The sequence below is a fragment of the Rathayibacter sp. AY1F4 genome (assembly GCF_002931775.1).
In the GTDB taxonomy this organism is placed as follows: Bacteria; Actinomycetota; Actinomycetes; order Actinomycetales; family Microbacteriaceae; genus Rathayibacter.
In genome coordinates this window covers 182,400-205,928 of sequence record NZ_PSVE01000005.1, presented here as the reverse complement: position 1 = coordinate 205,928, position 23,529 = coordinate 182,400, and the positions used below count along the sequence as shown (strand labels likewise).

Genomic DNA, 23,529 nt, shown 5'->3' with positions numbered 1-23,529 from the left:
GTGCTCAGCCGTCCGGACGCGGTCGGCGCCCTCGCCGCCGCCTGATCCGCACCGTCCTCGAGCAGCTCGCCGCCCGCTGACCCCCCGAGGTCCGAGCAGCCGTCCGCGCGGGAAGCCGGCTCCCGGCACGCCGCTCCGCGGCCACTCGACCAGCAGGGGCGGACGACGGACGCCCTCCCACCGCACGGTAGACACATCGCGCCCTGGAAATGGGAGTCTTGACACGCCGCTCTGCGGCTACTCGACCAGCAGGAGGAGGGAGCGCCCTCTCACCGCAAGGTGGAGGGCGCGTCCGAGAATCGCGTGGCAGCGATTCGAGGCAGCCCGACGGAATACGCTCTGCGGAACGCGCCCCGTCGGGAGGCCGACCGCGCTGAGCCGCGCAGGGAGCGGCTCAGAAACGGACTCAGCCCAGCGCTCGCTCGATCTTCTCCGTGATCTCGTTCTGGTCGAGGTAGTTGTCGATGACGACGACCTCGGCGAAGGTGCGGCCGATGCGGTCGACGAGCTCGCCGGAGGTGAGGATGACCTGCGCGTCGGCGGCGAGCGCGTCGACGGAGGCCAGGTCGGAGGCGATCACCTCGGCCTCGAGGTCGAGGGTCTCGAGGGCGCGCTCGGCGCCGAGCTTGAGGATGGCGGAGGTGCCGATTCCGGCGCCGCAGAGGGTGACGATCTTCATGCGCTTCTTCCGTGGTGCGGGTGGTGCGGTCTGCTGTCGGTGAGGACGGCGTTGATGCTGCGGACGGTGCGGGCGGCGGCGAGGGCGCCGACCGCGTCCGGACGGCTGAGCACGTCGGCGAGCCCGGAGACGAAGCCGACGTGTCCGTGCGCCTGGGTGGCGGCGATCCCGATGACGACCGACACCGGGTCGTTGGTGCTGTGGCCGAAGGCGACGGGCTCGGCCAGCGTGACGACGGAGAGGCCGTCCGCGAGGACGTCGTTGCCGGGCCGGGCGTGCGCGAGGGCGAGCCCGGGCGCGATGACGATGTACGGCCCGAGCACGTCGACCTGCTCGACCATGCGGCGGGAGTAGGCGGCGTCGACCGCGCCGGTCCGCTCGAGCGCACGGCCCGCCTCGAGGACCGCCTCCCGCCATGATCCGGCGGAGTGGCGGAGGGCCACCGCCTCCTCGGGGAGCGCGTCGAGCGGCACCGTCAGGCCGCCTCGAAGCCGGCGCTGATCGTCTCGACGAGCTCGCGGCGCTCGTCGAGCGGCAGGAAGGCGGCGTGAGCCGCGTTCAGCTGGAAGGCCTCGAAGTCGTCGAGGTCGTACCCGAACGCGTCGGACAGGAGGGCGAGCTCGCGGCTGAGGGTCGTCGCGCTCATCAGGCGGTTGTCGGTGTTCACCGTGACGCGGAAGCCCAGCTGGTAGAGCAGGTCGAAGGGGTGGTCGGCGAGCTCGACGCCCCACGCCGCGACGGCTCCGGTCTGCAGGTTGGAGGAGGGGCTGAGCTCGAGGGCGATCTCGCGATCCTTCACCCACTCCGAGAGCTCGCCGAGGGTCACGTAGCTCGCGTCGTCGTCCTGGCGCTCGATGCGGATGTCCTCCGCGATCCGGACGCCGTGACCCAGGCGCAGCGCGCGGCCGTCGAGCAGGGCCGAGCGGATGCTGTCGAGGCCGTCCGCCTCCCCCGCGTGGACCGTGGTCGGGAAGTGCGCCGCCGCCAGCAGTTCGAAGGCGGCACGGTGCCGCGAGGCGGGGAAGCCCGCCTCGGCTCCGGCGATGTCGAAGCCGATCGCACCGCGCTCGCGGTGGCGCAACGCCAGCTCGGCGACCTCGAGCGAGCGGTCGGCGTGCCGCATCGCGGTGATCAGCTGGCCGACGCGGATGCGGTGTCCCTGCGCCGCCGCCTCCTGCACGCCCTGCTGCAGCCCCTCCTGGACCGCCTCGACAGCCGCGTCGAGCGAGAGCCCGGCGCGCTGGTGCTGCTCCGGCGCCCAGCGCACCTCGCCGTGCACGACTCCGTCGGCGGCGAGGTCGAGCACGAACTCGCGGGCCACGCGCTCGAGCGCCGGCGCGGTCTGCATCACGGCGACCGTCGTCTCGAAGGTGGCGATGTAGTCGGTGAGGGAGCCGGAGTCGGCCGTGGCACGGAACCACTCGGCGAGCGCGTCCGGCTCCTCGGCCGGGAGCGGCACGCCCGTCTCGCGGGCGATCTCGAGGACTGTCCCCGGCCGCAGGCCTCCGTCGAGGTGGTCGTGCAGCGACACCTTGGGGAGCTCGTCGATGAGGACGCCCTCGCCCGGGAGGAGGTACTCCTCGGTCTGATCGGTCACGGTGCTCCTCGCAGGTCGGCGGTGGTTCGCCGACCACCCTAGAGGGTCGGCGGGAGCGGCTCGCCGGGCGGCGCCTCCTCCGTGCCGGGCGGCGCGGGGCTAGGAGACGCGCTCCGCCACGAGGGGGCCGCCGTCGAGCACCTCGTCGCCGTCGTCGCCGATCCGGTAGGCACCGTCGAGCGCCTCCAGCGCCCGGGCGAAGCGCTCCGGCTCGTCGGCCGACAGCGTGAGCAGGGGCTGGCCCGCGCGGACGCGGTCGCCCGGCTTCGCGTGCAGGTCGATCCCCGCCGCGTGCTGCACCGCGTCGGACTGGCGGGCGCGTCCGGCGCCCAGGCGCCAGGCGGCGATGCCGAACGGCAGCGCCTGCTGCTCCACCAGGACGCCGTCGCGCTCGGCGACCAGGACGTGGGTCTCGCGGGCCTCGGGGAGCGCCGCTTCCGGATCCCCTCCCTGAGCGCGGATGACCGCGCGCCAGGTGTCCATCGCCGCGCCGCCGTCGAGGGCGCGCTCGACGTCCGCGTCCGGCTGCCCGGCGAGGGCCAGCATCTCGCGGGCCAGGGCCAGCGTCAGCTCCCGGACGTCCGAGGGGCCGCCGCCGGCGAGCACCTCGACAGACTCCCGCACCTCGTTCGCGTTGCCGATGGCCAGACCGAGCGGCACGTTCATGTTGGTCAGCAGCGCGGTGGTCCGCACCCCCGCGTCGTTGCCGAGGTCGACCATCGCCCGCGCCAGCTCCCGCGAGCGCTCGATGTCGACCATGAACGCCCCGGAGCCGAACTTCACGTCGAGCACCAGGGCGTCGGTCCCCTCGGCGATCTTCTTCGACATGATCGAGGACGCGATCAGCGGGATCGCCTCGACGGTCCCGGTGATGTCCCGGAGCGCGTAGAGCTTCTTGTCGGCGGGGGCCAGGCCCGAGCCCGCGGCGCAGATCACGCCGCCGACCGTCCGCAGCTGCTCCAGCATCTCCTCGTTGCCGAGGTCGGCCCGCCAGCCCGGGATCGACTCCAGCTTGTCGAGCGTTCCGCCCGTGTGGCCGAGCCCGCGTCCCGAGAGCTGGGGCACCGCCACGCCGAAGGAGGCGACCAGCGGCATCAGCGGCAGCGTGATCTTGTCGCCGACCCCGCCCGTGGAGTGCTTGTCGACCGTGCGCTTGCCGAGTCCGTCGAAGCGCATGCGCTCGCCGCTGGCGATCATCGCCAGGGTGAGGTCGCGGATCTCGTCGCGCTCCATCCCGTTCAGCAGGACCGCCATCGCGAAGGCCGCCATCTGCTCGTCGGCGACGTAGCCGCGGGTGTAGGCGTCGATCAGCCAGTCGATCTGCGCGGTCGAGAGCGTGCCGCGGTCGCGCTTGGTGCGGATGATGTCGACGGCGTCGAAGTCCTCGACGGGGGTGGTGCGGGTCATGCGGAGTCCTCGGTTCGGGAGTGGGAGCGGTGACGGCGGCGCTAGGAGGCGGCGTAGGCCTCGAGCGTGCGCGGGCCGAAGGCGTCGGGGATGACCTCGTCGATCGTCTTCACGCCCGACACGGTCTGGAGGAGCATGCCCTCGGCCGAGTGCTCGAAGAGCAGCTGGCGGCAGCGCCCGCAGGGCATCAGGACGCCGCCCTTCCCGTCGACGCAGGTGAAGGCGACGAGCCGGCCGCCGCCCGTCATGTGCAGAGAGGACACCAGCGCGCATTCGGCGCAGAGCGTGAGCCCGTAGGAGGCGTTCTCGACGTTGCAGCCCGAGATCGTCCGGCCGTCGTCCACGAGCGCGGCGACCCCGACGGGGAACTTCGAGTACGGGACGTAGGCGTGGCTCATGGCCTCCAGGGCGGCCTTGCGCAGCGCCTCCCAGTCGATGTCGGTCACGACGGCTCCTCTCAGGACTTCAGGTAGGGCTTGCCGGCGGCGGCCGGTCCGCGGGACTGGCCGACGAGACCGGCCACCGCGAAGATCGTCACGACGTACGGCAGCATCAGCATGAACTCGCTGGGCACGGGCGAGCCGATGACGCCGAGCACGTTCTGCAGGTTGGTCGCGAAGCCGAACAGCAGCGACGCGAGCGTCGCCTTGATCGGGTCCCAGCGGCCGAAGATGACGGCGGCCAGGGCGATGAAGCCCGCACCCGCGGTCATCTCCTTGCCGAACGCGCCGACCGCGTCGAGCGTGTAGTACGCGCCGCCGACTCCGGCGATCGCCCCGGCGAGGGAGACGTTCCAGAAGCGCGTGCGGGCGACATCGATGCCCACGGTGTCCGCGGCCTGAGGGTGCTCGCCGACGGCGCGCAGGCGGAGGCCCCACTTGGTCTTGAACAGGCCCCACCACACCGCGAAGATCGCGAAGTACATCAGGTAGACGATCACCGTCTGGTTGAACAGGACGGCGCCCACGATCGGCACCTGGCTGAGCACCGGGATCGGGAGGCGGTCGAACTTCACCGGCGAGTTGAACGTCGACGCGTCGGCGGAGAGGACCTGGGAGTAGAGGAAGCTCGTCAGGCCGGTCACCAGCACGTTCAGCACGACTCCGACGATCACCTGGTCGACCAGGTACTTGATCGCGAAGGCGGCCAGCACGAACGACACCAGGACGCTCGCGACCATCGCCGCGAGCAGGCCGAGCACCGGCTGGCGGGTGAGGGAGCCGACCATCGCCGCGGTGAAGGCGCCGGCGAGCAGCTGCCCCTCGATCGCGACGTTGACGACTCCGACCCGCTCCGAGATGACGCCGCCGAGCGAGCCGAAGATCAGCGGAGTGGCCAGCCCGACGGTCCCGAGCAGCAGTCCCGAGACGGGCAGCGCGGCACCGGCCGACGCCCAGACGAGGAACCCGATCAGGAAGACCAGGGCGAAGACCGCCGAGAGCCAGAGCGGGATCCGGCGGCCGGCGCGGGTGAGCGCGGCCGACGCGACGGCCAGGGCGACCAGGAGGATCGCGACGACCACTCCCGTCCCCCGCGTCGGGAACGGGATGTCCGGCAGCGCGAAGAAGTCGGTCCCCGCGGCGAGGCGGAACGAGCTCGTCCCGTCGCGGCCGAGGGCCACGAAGAGGACGACGGCGAGCAGCGCGAAGACGCCGAACGCGATCGGCGCCTTCCAGCTGCGGATCACGACGCGGTCGGGGGCGGTGGCGACGGCGGTGCTCATGCGGACACCTCCGAGGTGCGGCGGCTGCGGCGCTTCGGGGCGGCCCCGGGCGTCGGGAGGCGGAAGATCGCGCGCACCAGTGGCGGCGCGGCGATGAAGAGGACGATCAGCGACTGGACGACGAGGACCACGTCGATCGGCACGCCCTCGGCGGCCTGCATCGAGTAGCCGCCCGCCTTGAAGGCGCCGAAGAGGATGCCGGCGAAGAACACGCCCCAGGGTCGGGAGCGGCCCAGCAGCGCGACCGTGATCGCGTCGAAGCCGATGCCCGCGTCGATCCCGGAGGTGAAGCCGGTCGTGACCGTCCCCATCACCTGGGCGCTGCCGGCGAGGCCGAGCAGGCCGCCGGAGAGCAGCATCGCGTACACGTAGCTGTTCTTCACGTCGATGCCCGCGACCCGTGCCGCGTGCGGGTTCTCCCCCACCGCGCGGAACTTGAAGCCGATCGTCGAGCGGTTCAGGAGCCACCAGACGAACACGGTCGCGAGGACCGCGAAGACGAAGCCGAGCGTGAGCGAGTATCCGGGGCCGAGGAGCGCCGGGAAGACCGCGGTCTCCTTCATCCCGGGCGACTTCGGGTTGTTCGAGCCGGGCGCCTGCAGCGCGCCGGGCGTCCGCAGGAGGTAGGAGATCAGGTAGAACGCGACGTAGTTGAGCATGATCGTGAGGATCACCTCGTGCGCGCCGGTGCGGGCCTTGAGCAGTCCCACGAGTCCGCCCCAGAGCGCGCCGCCCAGGATGCCGGCGGCGAGCGCGACGATCAGGTGCACGCCCCACGGGAGGTCGAAGGAGAAGCCGACCCAGCCCGCGCAGGCGGCAGCGATCAGCATCTGGCCGCGGCCGCCGATGTTGAACAGGCCGACGCGGAAGGCCAGCGCCACTCCGAGGCCGCCGGCGATCAGCGGGGTCGCGAAGGCCAGGGTGTCCGTCAGCGGCTTGATGCCGTTGGCGAAGCCCTCGCGGCGGAAGTTGTAGACCGAGCCCTGGAAGAGCGAGGAGTAGGCACCGGAGACGGACTGCCAGATCGCCTGCAGGGTGTCGAGCGGCCGGGCGAAGAAGTAGCCCGACGCCGCCTGGACGTCCTTGTCGGTCGCGGCGATCAGCACGCCGCCCGCGATGAGGGAGAGCAGCACGGCGAGCACCGACATCAGCGCGGTGCCGGAGAGGATCTCGCGCAGGACGCGGGAGGCGCCGCTCTCGAGCGGGCCGGGGCGCACCTCCTGATCCGGCTTCTGGCCGGGCTCGAGCCCGGACGCCTTCTCGGTCTCCGCGTCGGGATCGACCGCGGGCAGTTGCGCGTCGCTCACGCCGCCGCTCCCTTCTCGGCGGGCGTCTGCCCGGCCATCATGAGCCCCAGGACCTCGCGGGGCGTGTCGGCGGGGACGATGCCGATGATCCCGCCCTTGTACATGACCGCGATGCGGTCGGCGAGCGCCGCGACCTCGTCGAGCTCCGTCGACACCACGATCACGGGGACCCCGGTGTCGCGCGTCTCGACGATGCGCTTGTGGACGAACTCGATGGAGCCGACGTCGATGCCGCGGGTGGGCTGCGCCGCGATGAACAGCCGCAGCTCCCGGCTGAGCTCGCGCGCGAGCACCACCTTCTGCTGGTTGCCTCCGGAGAGGCGGCCGACGTGGGTGCCGATCCCCTGGGCGCGCACGTCGAACTCGCGCACCCGCTCCTCGGCGAAGCGCTCGAGCTCCTTGAGCCGCAGGCCCAGTCCCTTCACGAACGGACCGCGGTCGCTGCGGTCGAGCATGAGGTTCTCGGCGATCGTGAACTCGGCGACCAGACCGTCCTCGGTGCGGTCCTCGGGGACGAAGCCGACCCCCGACTCGAGGACGCGGCGCACGGACAGCCCGTCGAGGCGGCGCCCGTCCAGGGTCACCGAGCCCTCGACCCGCTCCTGCAGGCCCATGATCGCCTCGGTGAGCTCCGTCTGGCCGTTGCCCTGCACGCCCGCGATCGCGAGGATCTCGCCGCGGCGGACCTCGAAGGAGACGTCGTCGACGACGGCCTGGCCGTTGGCGTCGCGCACGGTGAGGTTCGAGACGACGAGGGCCTCGTCGCCCGGCACCGCCTGCTCCTTCTGCACCGTCAGCTCGACGGCGCGGCCCACCATCAGCGAGGCGAGCTCGGCGTTGCTCGCCGTCGGCGACGCCTCCCCCACGACTCTGCCGAGGCGGATGACCGTGATGCGGTCTCCGACCTCGCGCACCTCGCGGAGCTTGTGCGTGATGAAGACGATGGCGGTCCCGGCCGCGCGCAGCTGGCGCATGATCGCGATCAGCTCGTCGGTCTCCTGCGGGGTCAGCACCGCGGTCGGCTCGTCGAACACGAGCACCCGGGCGTCGCGCGAGAGCGCCTTGATGATCTCGACCCGCTGCTGCACGCCGACGGGGAGGTCCTCGACCAGGGCGTCGGGATCCACGTCGAAGCCGAAGCGGTCCGAGATCTCGCGCACCCGGGCGCGCGCGGCGGCGAGGTCCAGGCGCCCGCCGGCCTTCGTCTCCTCGTGGCCCAGCATGACGTTCTCGGCGACGGTGAACACGGGGACGAGCATGAAGTGCTGGTGGACCATCCCGATGCCCGCTTTCATGGCGTCACCCGGACCGGAGAAGTGCTGGACCGCGTCGTCCAGCAGGATCTCCCCCTCCTCGGCCTGGTACAGGCCGTAGAGCACGTTCATGAGCGTCGACTTGCCCGCGCCGTTCTCGCCGAGGAGGCAGTGGATCTCACCGGGTTCGACGGTGAGATCGATGTGGTCGTTGGCCACGAGCGCGCCGAAGCGCTTCGTGATGCCACGCAGTTCGAGCTTCATGGGACCAATCTAACTTTCGGTTCGCGCCACGATGCGCCGTCAGCCGGGATCGAGGGACGCAGCGGAGCCGATCCGCCCGCCGGACCGACGAAGAGGCCGGCGGGCCCGAGGTGTGCTCGGGCCCGCCGGCCTCTTCGAGGAGACGGCTAGGACGCCGCGGGAGCGGACGGGGAGGTGACGGTGATGGAGCCGTCGATGATGCCCGCCTTGATGGTGTCGAGCTCGCCCTGCAGGTCGCCCGAGACCTTCGACTCGAAGTCGTGGAACGGCGCGATGCCGACTCCGTCGTTCTCGAGGGTGCCCACGAAGGGAGTGGGGTCGAAGTCGTCGGCTCCGGCGGAGCTGGTGACGTCGGTCGTGCCGGCCTCGATGCCCTTGAGGATCGAGGTCAGGTACAGGTCGGCGCCGTCGGGGTAGGTCTCGTACAGGTCCGCGTCCACGCCGACCATCGCGATGTCCTTGCCGGAGTCGCGGATCGCCTCGATCGCCGACTGGAAGATCGGACCGCCGACGGGGAGGATGACGTCCGCGTTCTGGTCGATCAGCGACTGCGCGGCCGACTTGGCCTCGACGCCCGCCGCGAAGCCACCGGTGAAGGAGCCGGTCTGCGCGTCGACGTCCCAGCCGACGACCTTGACGTCCTTCCCCTTCTGCTCGTTGTAGTACTTCACGCCGTCGGCGTAGCCGTCCATGAAGATCGTGACGGTCGGGAACTGCTGGCCGCCGTAGGTGCCGACGACGCCGGTCTTGGAGTACGACGCGGCCGTGTAGCCGGCGAGGAACGCCGCCTGCGAGGTGTCGAAGGTGATCGGCTTGACGTTCGGCAGGTCGATCGACGCGTCGTCGATGATCGCGAAGTCGATGTCCGTGTTCGCCTCGGCCGCGGCCGACGTGGCCTCGGCCAGCGCGAAGCCGACGGTGATGATCAGGTTGCAGCCCTGGTCGACGAGGCTGGTCAGGTTCGGGGCGTAGTCCGTCTCGGACTCCGAGGTGACGGTCTTCGGCGTGACACCGAGGTCCTCCGAGGCCTTCACGAGGCCGTTGTAGCCGAGCTCGTTGAACGACTTGTCGTCGAACCCGCCCGCGTCGGAGACCATGCAGGGCAGGAAGTCGCCACCGGCGGCGGCGCTGGAGCCGCTCTCCTCGGGGGCGGAGGCGCAACCGGCGAGAAGCGCGGTGACGCCGAGGGCGGCGAGACCGCCGAACGCGGCCTTACGCGAGGTGATAGTCAAGATGTCGTCCTCCAGGAATGCGGCCCCGCGCGACGAGCGCAGCAGAGCGTCGATTCCCACACGTTACCCAATGTGACAAGCCGCTCAGCCGCCCGGACGGTGGTGGTCAGGAAGAGTTACACAGTGTTGATCTTCGCGACACGCGGAGCGTGTCGCGGGGTGCGGGCGGCTGGGCTCGATTCCGAGCCGCGGGGCGGCTCGGCGCGGTCGGCTTCGCGACGGGTGCGTTCCGCAGAGCGGGTCGCGTCGGGCTGGCCTGAATCGCTGGCACGCGATTCCGGCTCGCGGCCCTCTCCCCTGCTGCCGGATGTCGAAGGCGTTCGGAGGAGCTCCGCGCTGCGCGCGGTCGGGCTCGACGCGATGCTCCTCCATGGTGGTCGAGTTGCCGCGGAAGCGGCGTATCGAGACCCAGCCACCAGCACCCAGGGCGACGGCCGAGGCCGTCATCGAGGGTGGTCGAGTGGCCGCGCGTACGGCGTATCGGGACCGCCGCACGCGCATGAGGCGAGGGGCGGAACGGCGAAGCGCGGCGCCTCCGTGGGGAGGGCCGCGCTTCGACGGGTGGGACGGAGGGCTAGAGGACGTCGGTGCGGCCGGAGAGGCGCAGGGCGTCGACGACGCCCTTGACCTTCTGGGCGTTCTCGGTCGTGGTCACCAGGAGCGCGTCGGGGGTGTCCACGACGACGATGTCCTTCACTCCGATGAGGGCGATGGTGCGGTTGCCGCCGCTGACGACGATGCCCGTCGCGGAGTCGGCCAGAACACGCGCGTCCTCGCCGAGGATGGCGAGGTCCGAGCGGAGTCCGCTCGAGTGCAGCTTCGCGATCGAGGCGAAGTCGCCCACGTCGTCCCAGGAGAAGTGGCCGGGCACGACGGCCAGCTTGCCCGCGGCCGCGGCCGGCTCGGCGACGGAGTAGTCGATCGCGATCTTCTCCAGGCCCGGCCAGATGCGGTCGACGACCGCGCCGCGCTCCGGGGTGTCCCACGCGGCGGCGAGCTCGAGCAGTCCGGCGAGCAGCTTCGGCTTGGCGCGGCCGAGCTCCTCGAGGAGGCGGTCGGCGCGGGCGATGAACATGCCCGCGTTCCAGAGGTACTGACCACTGGAGAGATAGGCGCGCGCGGTGTCGGCGTCGGGCTTCTCGACGAAGGAGTCGACGGCGAGCGTGTGCGTCGCCCCGTCGATCCCGAGGTGCTTCCCCGTGCGGATGTAGCCGAAGCCCACGGCAGGCTCGGTCGGCGTGATGCCGATGGTCGCGATGTAGCCCGCGTCCGCCGCGACGACGGCCTCGGCGACCGCGTCGTGGAACAGCTGCTGACCGCTGATGACGTGGTCGGCGGCGAACGAGCCGATGATCACGCCCGGCTGGCGGCGCTCGAGGATGGCGGCGGCCAGGCCGATCGCGGCGGACGAGTCGCGCGGCTCGCTCTCGAGGACGACGTTGAGGTCCTCGAGGCTCTCGAGCTGCTCCTCGACCGCGGCGCGGTGCGCGCGCCCGGTCACGACCATGATCCGGTCGGCGCCCGAGATGGGCGCGAGGCGGTCCCAGGTGTCGCGGAGGAGGGTCTGTCCCGACCCCGTCAGATCGTGCAGGAACTTCGGGGCGTCGGCCCGGGAGAGCGGCCACAGCCTCGAGCCGATCCCGCCGGCGGGGATCACGCTGTAGAAGCGGTCGAGCGGGGCGCGGCCATCGGTCTCAGGTGATGTCATGTCCGCAGGATACAAGGGAGCCCGAGCGCGACAGTCCGTTCACCCGGGCGCGCGCCGCCGTTCATCCCGCCGCCGTAGCGTCCGGGGCGTGAGAGTCGCGGTCGTCACCGAGAGCTTCCTGCCGTCCTTGAACGGCGTGACCACGAGCGTCCTGCGGGTGCTCGACGAGTTCGCGGAGCGCGGGATCGAGGCGCTCGTCGTCTGTCCGGCCGCGGGGGCGCCGGGCCACTACGCGGGCCACCGCGTCGTAGAGCACCCGGCGATCGCCTACCGCGACTTCCCGGTCGGGATCCCCACGCTGGCCCTCACCCGGGAGCTGGCCGACTTCGAGCCCGACGTGGTGCACATCGCCTCGCCCTTCCTCCTCGGCGCCCGCGCCATCGCCTCGGCCGGCCGGCTCGGCGTGCCGAGTGTCGCGATCTACCAGACGGACGTCGCGCGATTCGCGGCCCGCTACGGCATCCGCGGCGCCCGCGCCCTCGCCTGGCGGGTGATCCGCCAGATCCACGCCGGGGCGGACCTGACCCTCGCCCCCTCCACCAGCGCCCTCGACGACCTCGCCGCCGCCGGCATCGAGCGCACCGCGCTGTGGGGCCGCGGCGTGCAGAGCGAGCGCTTCCACCCGCGCCGCCGCTCCTCCCCCTACGCGCAGGCCGTCCGAGCCGGACTCGGCGCCGACGACGCGCTCGTCGGCTACATCGGGCGCCTCTCCCCCGAGAAGAGGGTGGAGCGGATGGCGGCACTCGCCTCCCTCCCGCACGCGGAACTGGTCGTGGGCGGCTACGGCCCCTCCTCCGCCCGGGTCGCCGCCGCCCTCGGCCCGGCGGCGCGGATGCTCGGCCGGCTCGACGGCGACCGGCTGCCGGCGGTCTTCGCCGCGCTCGACGTCTTCGTGCACACCGGCACGGAGGAGACGTTCGGCCAGACGGTCCAGGAGGCGCAGGCGTCCGGCACCGCGGTGGTCGCGCCGCACGCGGGCGGCCCCACCGACCTCATCGAGCACGGTGTGGACGGCCTGCTCTACGCGCCCGAGAGCGACTCGGACCTGCGCCGGCAGGTGGAGCGCCTGGTCCGCGATCCCGCACTGCGCGCCCGGCTCGGCGAGGCGGGCCGCCGCCGCGTGCTCCACCGCACCTGGAGCGCGCTCACCGACGAGCTCCTCGCGCACTACGCGACCGCGGGGGCGCCCGCCCTCGCCCTGCCCCGCAGCTAAGGCTCGCCTAAGCCGCGCCCGCCTGCGAGCGCGCTTAGAATCGAGGGGCGAGTTTCTCGTCGCTCCCCGCCCCGCCCCCGTCCACGCGACGTGGGAACAGGTCAGGCCGTGGGAGCACAACCAGGGAGGGTTGTTCGTGTCAGTTCAAGCTGCTCAAACCCTCGCACCCCGGAAGCAGGGGAAGATCCGGCGTCCGGCCGGCACCCTGTACCGCGGTCGCGAAGGCATGTGGTCGTGGGTGCTCCACCGGATCACCGGTGTCGCCATCTTCTTCTTCCTCCTCGTCCACGTCCTCGACTCCGCTCTCATCGCCGTGAGCCCCGAGGCGTACAACGCGGTCATCGGCACGTACAAGAACCCGATCATGGGACTCGGCGAGACCGGGCTCGTGGGCGCCATCGCGTTCCACGCGCTGAACGGCCTGCGGATCATCCTGGTCGACTTCTGGAGCTGGGCGACCCGCAATCAGCGCGTCCTCTTCTGGGTCGTCATGGGCCTCTGGGTCGTGCTGATGCTCGGCTTCGCGCCGCGCCACCTGATCAACGTCTTCAGCGAGGGGGGTGCGCATTGAGCACCGTCGCCGCACCGCGGACCCCGCACACCCCGACCCGCTCCTCCGGCACCAACTGGGAGAAGTGGGGCTGGATCTACATGCGCGCCTCCGGCGTCGTGCTGATCGTCCTGATCTTCGGGCACCTCATCTACAACCTGCTGCTGGGCGACGGCATCAAGGCCATCGACTTCGGCTTCGTCGGCGGCAAGCTGGCGAACCCGTTCTGGCAGTGGTGGGACGTCCTCATGCTGTGGCTCGCGCTGATCCACGGCGGCAACGGCATGCGCACGCTGGTCAACGACTACGCGACCTCGCCTCTGCTGGCCAAGGCCTTCAAGGGCGGCATCCTCGTCGCCGTCGTCGCGCTGATCGCGCTCGGCACCTGGGTCGTCTTCGCGTTCGACCCGTGCCCCGCCGGCACCGCCGCGGACCTGCTGCCCTCCTTCTGCGCAGCGTGACCACGGTGCCGCGGATCGGAGAGGGGCCCGCGCCCCTCCCGGTCCGCGGCACCGCGTCCCGGCATTTCCCCCTCCCATCCCCGTACGACGGAGCACCCACCCCGTGAGCACACCAGGCCACTCCCACACCGGCGCCGACCAGAGCGCCTTCGCGCAGACCGTCGGACCCGACGGCGTCCACTACCACCAGTTCGACGTCGTCATCGTCGGCGCCGGCGGTGCCGGGATGCGCGCGGCCATCGAGGCCGGCCCCAAGGCGAAGACGGCCGTGATCTCGAAGCTGTACCCGACCCGCTCCCACACCGGAGCGGCGCAGGGCGGCATGGCCGCCGCCCTCGCGAACGTCGAGGAGGACAGCTGGGAGTGGCACACCTTCGACACCGTCAAGGGCGGCGACTACCTCGTCGACCAGGATGCGGCCGAGATCCTCGCGAAGGAGGCCATCGACGCGGTCATCGACCTCGAGAACATGGGCCTGCCCTTCAACCGCACCGAGGAGGGCAAGATCGACCAGCGCCGCTTCGGCGGCCACACCCGCGACCACGGCAAGGCGCCCGTCCGCCGGGCCTGCTACGCGGCCGACCGCACCGGCCACATGATCCTGCAGACGCTGTTCCAGAACTGCGTCCGGCTCGGCATCAACTTCTACAACGAGTTCTACGTCCTCGACCTGGTGATGACCGAGGTCGACGGAGTGGCCAAGCCCTCCGGCGTCGTCGCCTACGAGCTGGCCACGGGCGAGCTTCACGTCTTCCAGGCGAAGGCGATCATCTTCGCGACCGGCGGCTTCGGCAAGATCTACAAGACCACCTCCAACGCGCACACCCTCACCGGCGACGGCGTCGGCATCATCTGGCGCAAGGGCCTCCCCCTGGAGGACATGGAGTTCTTCCAGTTCCACCCGACCGGCCTCGCCGGCCTCGGCATCCTCCTCACCGAGGGAGCGCGAGGAGAGGGTGCGATCCTCCGCAACGCCTCGGGCGAGCGCTTCATGGAGCGCTACGCCCCCACCATCAAGGACCTCGCGCCGCGCGACATCGTCGCCCGCTGCATGGTCCAGGAGGTGGCGGAGGGCCGCGGCGCCGGACCGCACAAGGACTACGTGCTGCTGGACTGCACCCACCTGGGCGCCGAGGTCCTCGAGACCAAGCTCCCCGACATCACCGAGTTCGCCCGCACCTACCTGGGCGTCGACCCCGTCGTCGAGCCGGTCCCCGTCATGCCGACCGCGCACTACGCGATGGGCGGCATCCCGACCAACGTCAAGGCCGAGGTGCTCTCGGACAACACGACCGTCGTCCCGGGCCTCTACGCCGCCGGCGAGTGCGCGTGCGTCTCGGTGCACGGCTCCAACCGCCTCGGCACCAACTCCCTCCTCGACATCAACGTCTTCGGCAAGCGCAGCGGCAACAACGCCGCGGACTACGCCAAGACGGTCGACTTCACCCCCCTGCCCGCCGACCCGGCCGGCGCGATCCGCGACATGCTCGCCTCGCTCCGCTCCGCGACCGGCACCGAGCGGATCGCCTCGATCCGCAAGGAGCTGCAGGACGAGATGGACAAGAACGCCCAGGTGTTCCGCACCGACGAGTCCCTCGAGGCCGTCACCGGGACCATCCAGCGCCTGCGCGACCGGTTCCGCAACATCTCGGTGCAGGACAAGGGCAAGCGCTTCAACACCGACCTCCTCGAGGCCGTCGAGCTGGGCTTCCTGCTCGACCTCGCCGAGGTCGTCGTCTACTCGGCGCGCAACCGCAAGGAGAGCCGCGGCGGCCACATGCGCGACGACTTCCCGAAGCGCGACGACGAGAACTACATGCAGCACACGATGGCGTACCTCTCCGGTGACGCCCACTCCTCCGACGCCGGTGACCACATCCGGCTCGACTGGAAGCCCGTCGTGATCACCCGGTACCAGCCGATGGAGAGGAAGTACTAGCCATGTCGACCGCTACCCTCGAGCAGCCGCCCGCCGCCCCCGCGGCCCCGGAGGCGTTCACCGTCACGTTCATCATCCGCCGCTTCGACCCCGAGGTGGACGCCGAGCCGCGCTGGCAGGACTTCGACGTCGAGATGTACTCGACCGACCGCGTCCTCGACGCCCTGCACCGCATCAAGTGGGACCAGGACGGGTCGCTGACCTTCCGCCGCTCGTGCGCGCACGGCATCTGCGGATCCGACGCGATGCGGATCAACGGCCGCAACCGCCTGGCCTGCAAGACGCTGATCAAGGATCTCGACATCTCGCAGCCGATCTACATCGAGGCGATCAAGGGCCTGCCCCTCGAGAAGGACCTCGTCGTCGACATGGAGCCGTTCTTCGCCTCCTACCGCGAGGTGCAGCCGTTCCTGGTCGCCAACACCCCGGCGCCCAAGGGCAAGGAGCGCGTGCAGTCGGTCGCCGACCGCGCCCGCTTCGACGACACCACGAAGTGCATCCTCTGCGCCGCGTGCACCTCGTCCTGCCCCGTGTTCTGGACCGACGGGCAGTACTTCGGCCCCGCGGCGATCGTGAACGCCCACCGCTTCATCTTCGACTCGCGCGACGACGCCGGTGGAGCACGCCTGGACATCCTCAACGACAAGGAGGGCGTGTGGCGCTGCCGCACGACCTTCAACTGCACGGAGGCGTGCCCGCGCGGCATCCAGATCACGCAGGCGATCGCCGAGGTGAAGCAGGCCGTCATCCGCGGCCGCGCCTGATCCTCTCCCTCGCGAACGCGTCCGGCCCGCCGGGATCCTCGGATCCGGCGGTAGGACGCGTTCCTGCGTGCAGGCGGGCGCGTGCACGGGAGCGCCGCGAGGCCTCAGTACGCTGGAGGAATGACCGAGGCGGCCGACACTCCCCGCGGGATCCCGGGCCTGTTCGAGCGGGTCATGCGGACGCGGCCGGTGCGGGTGATGCTCCATTACTCCGAGACCGGCGGGCCCCTCTTCGCCTCCGGACTCGCCTTCCAGGCCCTGTTCGCGGTCTTCGCGGCGCTCTTCGTCTTCTTCGCCGTCTTCGGCTTCTGGGTGCGCGACGACTCGGTGCTGCGCGACTCCCTCCTCGACCTGGTGACCCGCTCCGTCCCCGGCCTGATCGGCGGGAAGAACGCCCTCGTGTCGGTCGACGACCTGCTCGACTCGTCGATCCTCGGCTGGACGGGTGCGATCGCGGCCGCCGGCCTGCTCTGGACGGCGCTGAACTTCCTGGGGAGCCTGCGCCAGGCGGTCCGGCTGCTCTTCTCGCTCCCTGGGCCCACGACCCTCTTCGTCCTGCTCAAGCTCAAGGACGCGGGGCTCGCCCTGGTCTTCGGGGCGGTGCTGCTGGTCTCGGCGGGTCTCTCCGTGTTCTCGACCTCGCTGGTGGACGTGGCGTTCGGCTTCCTCGGGATCGGCAGCGAGTCGATGCCGGCCCGTCTCGCCGGCAGCGCGGTCGGCCTTCTGATCATGCTCGCCCTGGACACGGGCACGCTCGCCGGCTCCTTCCGCATCCTCTCGGGCATCTCGATCCCCTGGAAGAACCTCTGGGCGGGGTCGCTGCTCGGCGGGATCGCTCTCGGCGCGCTCAAGGTCCTCGGGACGCAGCTGCTGGGCGGCGCCTCCCGCAATCCGCTGCTCGCCTCGTTCGCGGTCCTCATCGGTCTGCTGATCTGGTTCAACCTCGTCTGCCAGGTGATCCTGATCGCCGCGTCGTGGATCTCCGTCGGGATGAGCGACGCCGGGATCTCGGCGCGCAAGCTCACGCCGGAGGAGCGCGAGAAGGAGCGGGAGGAGCAGCTGCGCACCGCCCGCCGCACCCTCGCCGAGGCCGAGCGCGAGCGGCTTCGTGCCGCGCTGCCCGAGGCGTCCCTCTTGAAACGACGGCGTCTGGAGCGCCAGCTCGCGCAGCTCGAGGAGGAGCTCGAGCAGCTCGCCGCCTGACCCGGCGGACCTCTTCCCGTCCGGCCCTGTGTCGTCGCGCCCGATTCCACCTGCCGAGTCTGTCCGTTTCTGTTGACTTCCCTCCCGAACGGGTCTAAAAAGAGGTAAACGCAGATCCGAGGTCGGCAACGACACCGCGGATCCGGCGCACCACCCACGGCGAGACGACGGAGTCCACATGTACGCACCGGAGCGGCACCAGGCGATCCTGGACCGCGCCCGCACCGACGGGCGCGTCGAGGTCCGCGACCTCGCCCTCTCCCTCGCCGTGACGCCGGAGACGATCCGCCGCGATCTCACCAGCCTCGAGAAGCGGGGCCTGCTGCGCCGTGCGCACGGCGGCGCCATCCCCGTCGAGCGCCTGGGCATCGAGCCCGAGGTCGCCGCCCGCGAGGGACACCTCGCCGGCGAGAAGGACCGCATCGCCACCGCGGCCCTCGCCGAGGTGCCCGACGGCGGCTCGATCGCCATCGACGCCGGCACCACCACGGTGCGGCTGGCGGAGCTGCTCCCCCTGGACCGCCGGCTGACGGTCGTCACCCACTCCCTCCCCGTCGCGATGGCGCTCGTCGGCCGGCCCAACATCGACCTCCACCTCATCGGCGGGCACCTGCGCGGAGTCACGCAGGCCGCCGTCGGGCCGTGGGCCGCCCAGGCCCTCTCCACGGTCTCGGTGGACGTCGCCTTCATCGGCACGAACGGCCTCAGCCTCGAGCGCGGGCTCACCACCCCCGATCTCGATGAGGCCGTCGTCAAGTCCGCGATCATCGCCTCCGCGCGCCGGGTCGTGGTCCTCGCCGACCACTCGAAGTTCGGCCGGCAGGACTTCGGGCACGTCGCTCCGCTGTCCGCGGTCGACACCGTCATCACCGACGCCGATGTCGACGACGAGCTCGCCGACGACATCGAGTCGGCCGGCCCGGAGGTCGTCCGCGCATGATCGTCACCGTCACCGCCAACCCGAGCATCGACGTCACCCTCTCCACGAGCGGCTTCGCCGTCGGCGAGGTCAACCGCGCGCACGACGTGCGGCGCGACCCGGCCGGCAAGGGCGTCAACGTCGCCCGTGCCCTCGCGCGCAACGGCGTCGAGGCGACCGCGGTCTACCCGGCCGACGCCTCCACCGGCCTCGACCTGTCCACGATGCTCCGGGCCGCCGGAGTCCGCTCGGCCAGTGCGGCGATCGCCCACTCGATCCGCACCAACATCACCGTGGTCGACGACAAGACGGGCCGCACCACCAAGATCAACGAGCCCGGCCCCGCCGTCACGGAGGAGGAGGCCCGCGCCCTCTCCGAGCTGATCGGCGAGCACGTCTCGGCCTCGCCCCGCTGGCTCGTCGCCTGCGGCAGCGTCCCCCCGGGACTGGGAGCGGACTTCTACCCCGCCCTCGGCCGCCTCGCCCTGCACTTCGGCGTACCCCTCGCCGTCGACACCTCGGGAGCCCCCCTGACCGCGATCATCGCGGCCGGCACCGCCACCCTGGTGAAGCCCAACCTCGAGGAGCTCGAGGAGCTCCTCGGCCGCTCCCTGACGACGGTCGGAGACGTCGTCGCCGGAGCCCGTGAACTCCTGCAGCTGCCCGACGCGCGAGCGCTCGTCAGCCTCGGAGAGCACGGCGCCCTCCTCGTCACGGCGCACGCGTCGTGGTGGGCGGGCGCCCCCGCCGTCGTGCCCCTCAGCACCGTCGGCGCCGGCGACAGCACGCTCGCCGGCTACCTCTCGGCCGTCGACGCCACGGAGGCGGAGCGCCTCGCGACAGCAGTCGCGTGGGGTACCGCCGCCGTCCAGCTCCCGGGCAGCGAAGCCCCGGGTCCCGACTCCCTCCGCCTCGACGACGTCTCCGTCGTCGAGAACCCCGACCCCACCCTCCCGATTGGAGAACTGAGCGCATGACTGCTCTCACCGAGGCGTCGACGGTCATCGTCGACCTCACCGCCGCCACGAAGGACGAGGCCACCGCGCAGCTCGCGAAGACGCTCGCCGACGCCGGCCGCGTCACCGACCTCGACGGCTTCCTCGCCGACGTCCGCGACCGCGAGTCGCAGATGGCGACCGGCATGCCCGGCGGCATCGGGATCCCCCACGCCCGCTCCTCCCACGTCGTCTCGCCCAGCGTGGCGGTCGGCATCGCGAAGCAGGGCGTCGACTTCGGCGCCCCCGACGGCCCGGCCGACCTGATCTTCCTGATCGCGGCTCCGGACGGCGCCGACCAGGCGCACCTCAAGATCCTCGCCCAGCTCGCCCGCAAGCTGATCCACGAGTCCTTCACCGGTTCCCTCCGCGCCGCCGCCAGCGGCCAGGAGGTCGCGGACATCATCGCCCGAGAGGTCGTCGTCTCATGAGGATCGTCGCCGTCACCAGCTGCATCGCCGGCATCGCGCACACCTACATGGCGGCCGAGGCCCTCGAGCAGGCCGCGAAGAAGAAGGGGTACGAGATCCAGGTCGAGACCCAGGGCGCCGCGGGCTCCGATCCCATGTCGGACCGGACCATCGCCGACGCCGACGTCGTGATCCTCGCCGCCGACCTCGAGGTCCGCGGCAAGGAGCGCTTCGCCGGGAAGCCCACCCTCGAGGTGGGCACGTCGGAGGCGCTCGCGAAGGCGGCCGACGTCATCGACCGCGCCGTCGCGAAGGTGCAGGACGCGCCCGCCGCGAGCCCCGCCTCCGGCCCGCGCTTCGTAGCCGTGACCAGCTGCATCGCGGGCATCGCCCACACGTACATGGCGGCGGAGGCGCTCGAGCAGGCCGCGAAGAAGCGCGGCTACCCGATCCACGTCGAGACCCAGGGCGCGGCCGGCTCGGACGAGATGACCGCCGCCGACATCGCCGCCGCGGACGTCGTCATCCTCGCCGCCGACCTCGAGGTCCGCGGCAAGGACCGCTTCGCCGGCAAGCCGATCCTCCAGGTGGGCGTCGCCGAGGCCCTCTCCAAGCCGGACGAGGTCCTCGACCGCGCTCTGGCCCTCCGCGGCTCCGGCTCCGCCGCGTCCGCCCCCGCCCGCTCGACTCCGGCCGCGGCCCCCGCCGCGCCGAAGAAGGTCGGCGTCGGAACACGCATCCGCCAGAACCTGATGACCGGCGTCTCCTACATGATCCCGTTCGTCGCGGCGGGCGGTCTGCTGATCGCCCTGTCGTTCCTGTTCGGCGGCTACCGGATCGTCGACTTCACGGCCCAGCAGATCATCGACGACGGCTTCAACGTCGCGAACATCACCGACTGGGCCGGAGTGATGTTCCTCATCGGAAGCGCGACCTTCGCCTTCCTGGTGCCGGTGCTCTCGGGCTTCATCGCCTTCGGCATCGCCGATCGTCCCGGCATCGCGCCGGGCTTCCTCGGCGGAGCGGTCGCGGTCACCGTCGGCGCGGGCTTCCTGGGCGGCCTCGCCTCCGGCTTCATCGCCGGCTACGCGGCTCTCTACATCTCGCGGATCAAGCTCCCCGCGGCGTTCAAGTCGCTGATGCCCGTCGTGATCATCCCCTTGATCGCCACCTTCATCACCGGTTTCCTGATGTTCGTGGTGCTCGGAGCGCCGCTCCGCGCACTGAGCGAGGGCCTGTCGTCCTGGCTCTCGGGCCTCTCGGGCGGCAACCTGATCATCCTGGGGATCATCCTCGGCCTCATGATGGCGTTCGACATGGGCGGCCCGGTCAACAAGGTGGCCTACGCCTTCGCGACCACCGGCCTCGCCTCCGTCCCCGCCGACGGCGACCCGAACTCCGTGCAGTTCAAGGTGATGGCGATCGTCATGGCCGCCGGCATGACCCCGCCGCTGGGTCTGGCCCTGGCCACGACGCTCCGCAAGCGCCTGTTCACCGACGCCGAGCGCCAGAACGGCAAGGCCGCCTACCTGCTGGGCGCGTCCTTCATCTCGGAGGGGGCCATCCCGTTCGCCGCGGTCGACCCGCTGCGCGTGATCCCGTCCGCCATGGTCGGCTCGGCCGTCACGGGTGCGCTCGTCGCGCTCTTCGGCTCCACCCTCCGCGCCCCGCACGGCGGCGTCTGGGTCACCGGTCTCGTCGGGCAGCCGATCCTCTACCTGGTCGCCATCCTGGTGGGCATGGTCGTCACGGCCGTCTGCGTGATCATCGCGAAGAGCATCAAGCGCGCCCCGGTGGTCGCCGAGGTGCCCGAGCCCGCCACCGCGCAGGCCGTCCCCGCCTGATCCCCTCCGACCGACCGTCCTGAGCGGTCCCGCCGGCGGTCGCCTCCGCGCTCCTCCCCCTCTCCGAGGGAGTCGCGCGAGGCGGCCGCCGGCTTCCGCGTTCCGGGGTGCGAGCGCGGCCGGGCGGCCCGCTCCGCGGCTCCGAATAGACTGCTCCGGTGACTCGCAGCACCCTCCGCATCGCCTCCGTCAACGTGAACGGCGTCCGCGCCGCCTACCGCAAGGGGATGGGCGACTGGCTCGCCGCTCGCGACGTCGACGTCCTGGCCCTGCAGGAGGTCCGCGCCTCCACGGACGACCTCACGGGGCTCCTCGGGGACGAGTGGGACGTGCTGCACGACGAGGCGACCGCCAAGGGGCGCGCCGGAGTCGCTCTCGCCTCGCGGAAGCGCGCCACGATCCACCGCGTGACCTTCGGCGCCGACGACTTCGACTCGGCCGGACGCTGGCTCGAGGCCGACTACGAGGTCGGCGGCCGCTCGCTCACCGTCGTCTCCACCTACGTCCACTCCGGCGAGGTCGGCACTCCCAAGCAGGTCGAGAAGTACCGCTTCCTCGACGCGATGGAGGCGCGCCTGCCCGAGATCCGGGCGCACAGCGAGCTCGCCGTGGTGATGGGCGACCTCAACGTCGGCCACCGCACGCTCGACATCAAGAACTGGAAGGGCAACGTCAAGAAGGCCGGCTTCCTCCCGGAGGAGCGCGCCTACGTCGACCGCTTCGTCGGCGCCGAGGGCGACCCGGACTACAACGCCGGTGCCGGACTGGGCTGGGTCGACCTCGGCCGCCGGTTCGCGGGCGAGGTGCCCGGACCGTACACGTGGTGGTCGCAGCGCGGCCAGGCCTTCGACACCGACACCGGCTGGCGCCTCGACTACCAGCTCGCCACGCCCGCGCTCGCCGACCTCGCCCGCAGCTACGAGGTCGACCGCGCCGCCTCCTACGACACCCGCTGGTCCGACCACTCCCCCGTGGTCGTCGACTACGAGCTCTGACCCTCTCCCCCGCGAACCGACCCCTCGAGGCCACCCATGACTCCCAGCACCCCGGGCGCCAAGCCCGTCATCTTCTCCGGCATGCAGCCCTCCTCCGGGTCGCTGCACCTCGGCAACTACATCGGCGCGCTGACCCAGTGGGTCGCGATGCAGGAGGACTTCGACGCCTACTTCTGCGTCGTCGACCTGCACGCGATCACGGTCCCGCAGGATCCGCAGCAGCTCCGCGAGCGCACCCGCGCGACCGCCGCGCAGTACATCGCCGCGGGCATCGACCCCGCGCGCTCGACCCTCTTCATCCAGTCCCACGTACCCGCTCACGCCGAGCTCGCCTGGGTCCTCAACACCCTGACCGGCTTCGGCGAGGCCAGCCGGATGACGCAGTTCAAGGACAAGTCGGCGAAGCAGGGCGCCGAGGCCGCCTCGGTGGGCCTGTTCACCTACCCGATCCTGATGGCGGCCGACATCCTGCTGTACCAGACGGACGCGGTGCCGGTCGGCGAGGACCAGCGCCAGCACCTGGAGCTCACCCGCGATCTCGCCGCGCGCTTCAACTCGCGCTTCGGAGAGACCTTCGCCGTGCCGGAGCCCCACATCGTGCGCGAGACCGCGAAGATCTTCGACCTGCAGAACCCGGGCGCCAAGATGTCGAAGTCGGCGGAGTCGGATGCGGGCCTGCTCAGCGTGCTCGACGAGCCGAAGGCGACCGCGAAGAAGATCATGCGCGCCGTGACGGACACCGAGTCGGAGGTGCGCTTCGACCGGGCGGCGAAGCCCGGCGTCTCGAACCTGCTGACGATCTACTCGGTCCTCGCCGACCGCTCCGTCGAGTCGCTGGAGCAGGAGTACGCGGGCCGCGGCTACGGGGACCTCAAGAAGGGCCTCGTCGAGGTGGTCGCCGCCACCTTCGACCCGATCCGCGCGCGGACCGCGGAGCTGCTCGCCGACCCGGCCGAGCTCGACCGGGTCCTCTCCCTCGCCGCCGACCGCGCGTCCGAGACCGCGGAGCGCACGCTCGCCGCCGTCTACGACTCCGTCGGCCTCCTCCGCCGCGTCCGCTGAGGCG

Annotated in this window: 22 protein-coding genes; 12 read left to right on the top strand and 10 right to left on the bottom strand. The window is 71.5% G+C overall.

The features are described from left to right. Positions 1-406 precede the first annotated feature (406 nt). The 10 genes from C5C59_RS04840 to C5C59_RS04795 all read right to left on the bottom strand — a co-directional run bounded on the left by C5C59_RS04840 (position 407) and on the right by C5C59_RS04795 (position 11,170). Positions 407-679: a PTS sugar transporter subunit IIB gene (locus C5C59_RS04840; protein WP_104226416.1), complete on the bottom strand. Its 273-nt coding sequence runs from the start codon at positions 677-679 to the stop codon at positions 407-409. Beyond that, entirely contained in the window at positions 676-1,152 is a 477-nt protein-coding gene (locus C5C59_RS04835; RefSeq protein WP_104251228.1) for a PTS sugar transporter subunit IIA, read from the bottom strand. Before C5C59_RS04835 ends, C5C59_RS04840 begins: the two co-directional genes overlap by 4 nt. 2 nt (positions 1,153-1,154) lie before the next feature. Beyond that, the gene (locus C5C59_RS04830) at positions 1,155-2,276 is read right to left on the bottom strand and encodes an adenosine deaminase (RefSeq protein WP_104239360.1); all 1,122 of its coding nucleotides are present in this window, start codon (positions 2,274-2,276) and stop codon (positions 1,155-1,157) included. 99 nt (positions 2,277-2,375) lie between these two features. Next, complete coding sequence (locus C5C59_RS04825; RefSeq protein ID WP_104239361.1) at positions 2,376-3,683, bottom strand: thymidine phosphorylase; 1,308 nt, start codon at positions 3,681-3,683, stop codon at positions 2,376-2,378. A 41-nt stretch (positions 3,684-3,724) separates the two neighbouring features. After that, complete coding sequence (locus C5C59_RS04820) at positions 3,725-4,129, bottom strand: cytidine deaminase (protein WP_104239362.1); 405 nt, start codon at positions 4,127-4,129, stop codon at positions 3,725-3,727. Between the two features lie 11 nt (positions 4,130-4,140). Next, positions 4,141-5,406, bottom strand: a complete 1,266-nt coding sequence (locus C5C59_RS04815) for an ABC transporter permease (protein WP_104232837.1) — start codon at positions 5,404-5,406, stop codon at positions 4,141-4,143. Then, positions 5,403-6,713 (bottom strand): ABC transporter permease, encoded by a 1,311-nt coding sequence (locus tag C5C59_RS04810; RefSeq protein ID WP_219812488.1) that lies wholly within the window; start codon positions 6,711-6,713, stop codon positions 5,403-5,405. Before C5C59_RS04810 ends, C5C59_RS04815 begins: the two co-directional genes overlap by 4 nt. Continuing rightward, complete coding sequence (locus tag C5C59_RS04805) at positions 6,710-8,230, bottom strand: ABC transporter ATP-binding protein (RefSeq protein ID WP_104223182.1); 1,521 nt, start codon at positions 8,228-8,230, stop codon at positions 6,710-6,712. The genes C5C59_RS04810 and C5C59_RS04805 overlap by 4 nt, the downstream gene beginning before the upstream one ends. 146 nt (positions 8,231-8,376) lie before the next feature. Further along, complete coding sequence (locus tag C5C59_RS04800) at positions 8,377-9,462, bottom strand: BMP family protein (RefSeq protein ID WP_104232890.1); 1,086 nt, start codon at positions 9,460-9,462, stop codon at positions 8,377-8,379. 574 nt (positions 9,463-10,036) lie between these two features. After that, the gene (locus C5C59_RS04795) at positions 10,037-11,170 is read right to left on the bottom strand and encodes a mannose-1-phosphate guanylyltransferase (protein ID WP_104223184.1); all 1,134 of its coding nucleotides are present in this window, start codon (positions 11,168-11,170) and stop codon (positions 10,037-10,039) included. An 88-nt stretch (positions 11,171-11,258) separates the two neighbouring features. Here C5C59_RS04795 and C5C59_RS04790 point away from each other — a divergent pair, with 88 nt between their 5' ends. From C5C59_RS04790 to trpS, 12 genes are all read left to right on the top strand, one after another. Further along, positions 11,259-12,383 carry a glycosyltransferase family 1 protein gene (locus C5C59_RS04790; RefSeq protein ID WP_181134817.1) on the top strand — a complete coding sequence of 375 codons (1,125 nt, stop codon included), beginning with the start codon at positions 11,259-11,261 and terminating at the stop codon, positions 12,381-12,383. 136 nt (positions 12,384-12,519) lie between these two features. Then, positions 12,520-12,954 (top strand): succinate dehydrogenase, cytochrome b556 subunit, encoded by a 435-nt coding sequence (gene sdhC, locus C5C59_RS04785; RefSeq protein WP_374952907.1) that lies wholly within the window; start codon positions 12,520-12,522, stop codon positions 12,952-12,954. Next, positions 12,951-13,394, top strand: a complete 444-nt coding sequence (locus tag C5C59_RS04780; RefSeq protein WP_104223187.1) for a succinate dehydrogenase hydrophobic membrane anchor subunit — start codon at positions 12,951-12,953, stop codon at positions 13,392-13,394. Before sdhC ends, C5C59_RS04780 begins: the two co-directional genes overlap by 4 nt. Positions 13,395-13,596: 202 nt before the next feature. Continuing rightward, positions 13,597-15,333: a succinate dehydrogenase flavoprotein subunit gene (gene sdhA, locus C5C59_RS04775; protein WP_104232891.1), complete on the top strand. Its 1,737-nt coding sequence runs from the start codon at positions 13,597-13,599 to the stop codon at positions 15,331-15,333. A 2-nt stretch (positions 15,334-15,335) separates the two neighbouring features. Further along, the gene (locus C5C59_RS04770) at positions 15,336-16,097 is read left to right on the top strand and encodes a succinate dehydrogenase iron-sulfur subunit (RefSeq protein WP_068254543.1); all 762 of its coding nucleotides are present in this window, start codon (positions 15,336-15,338) and stop codon (positions 16,095-16,097) included. Positions 16,098-16,217: 120 nt separating this feature from the next. Beyond that, a complete protein-coding gene (locus C5C59_RS04765) occupies positions 16,218-17,300 on the top strand; it encodes a YhjD/YihY/BrkB family envelope integrity protein (RefSeq protein ID WP_104223189.1) in 1,083 nt (360 codons plus the stop codon). A gap of 178 nt (positions 17,301-17,478) precedes the next feature. Continuing rightward, positions 17,479-18,240 carry a DeoR/GlpR family DNA-binding transcription regulator gene (locus C5C59_RS04760; RefSeq protein ID WP_104226423.1) on the top strand — a complete coding sequence of 254 codons (762 nt, stop codon included), beginning with the start codon at positions 17,479-17,481 and terminating at the stop codon, positions 18,238-18,240. Beyond that, positions 18,237-19,196: a 1-phosphofructokinase family hexose kinase gene (locus C5C59_RS04755; RefSeq protein WP_104251227.1), complete on the top strand. Its 960-nt coding sequence runs from the start codon at positions 18,237-18,239 to the stop codon at positions 19,194-19,196. Before C5C59_RS04760 ends, C5C59_RS04755 begins: the two co-directional genes overlap by 4 nt. Then, positions 19,193-19,645, top strand: coding sequence for a PTS sugar transporter subunit IIA (locus C5C59_RS04750; RefSeq protein WP_097166616.1), 453 nt, complete (start codon positions 19,193-19,195; stop codon positions 19,643-19,645). The genes C5C59_RS04755 and C5C59_RS04750 overlap by 4 nt, the downstream gene beginning before the upstream one ends. After that, on the top strand, positions 19,642-21,468 hold the full coding sequence (locus tag C5C59_RS04740; RefSeq protein WP_104232839.1) for a PTS fructose-like transporter subunit IIB: 1,827 nt from the start codon (positions 19,642-19,644) through the stop codon (positions 21,466-21,468). Before C5C59_RS04750 ends, C5C59_RS04740 begins: the two co-directional genes overlap by 4 nt. 158 nt (positions 21,469-21,626) lie before the next feature. Beyond that, positions 21,627-22,463, top strand: coding sequence for an exodeoxyribonuclease III (locus C5C59_RS04735; protein WP_104238313.1), 837 nt, complete (start codon positions 21,627-21,629; stop codon positions 22,461-22,463). A 36-nt stretch (positions 22,464-22,499) separates the two neighbouring features. After that, the gene (gene trpS, locus C5C59_RS04730) at positions 22,500-23,525 is read left to right on the top strand and encodes a tryptophan--tRNA ligase (protein WP_104232840.1); all 1,026 of its coding nucleotides are present in this window, start codon (positions 22,500-22,502) and stop codon (positions 23,523-23,525) included. Positions 23,526-23,529: the final 4 nt, after the last annotated feature.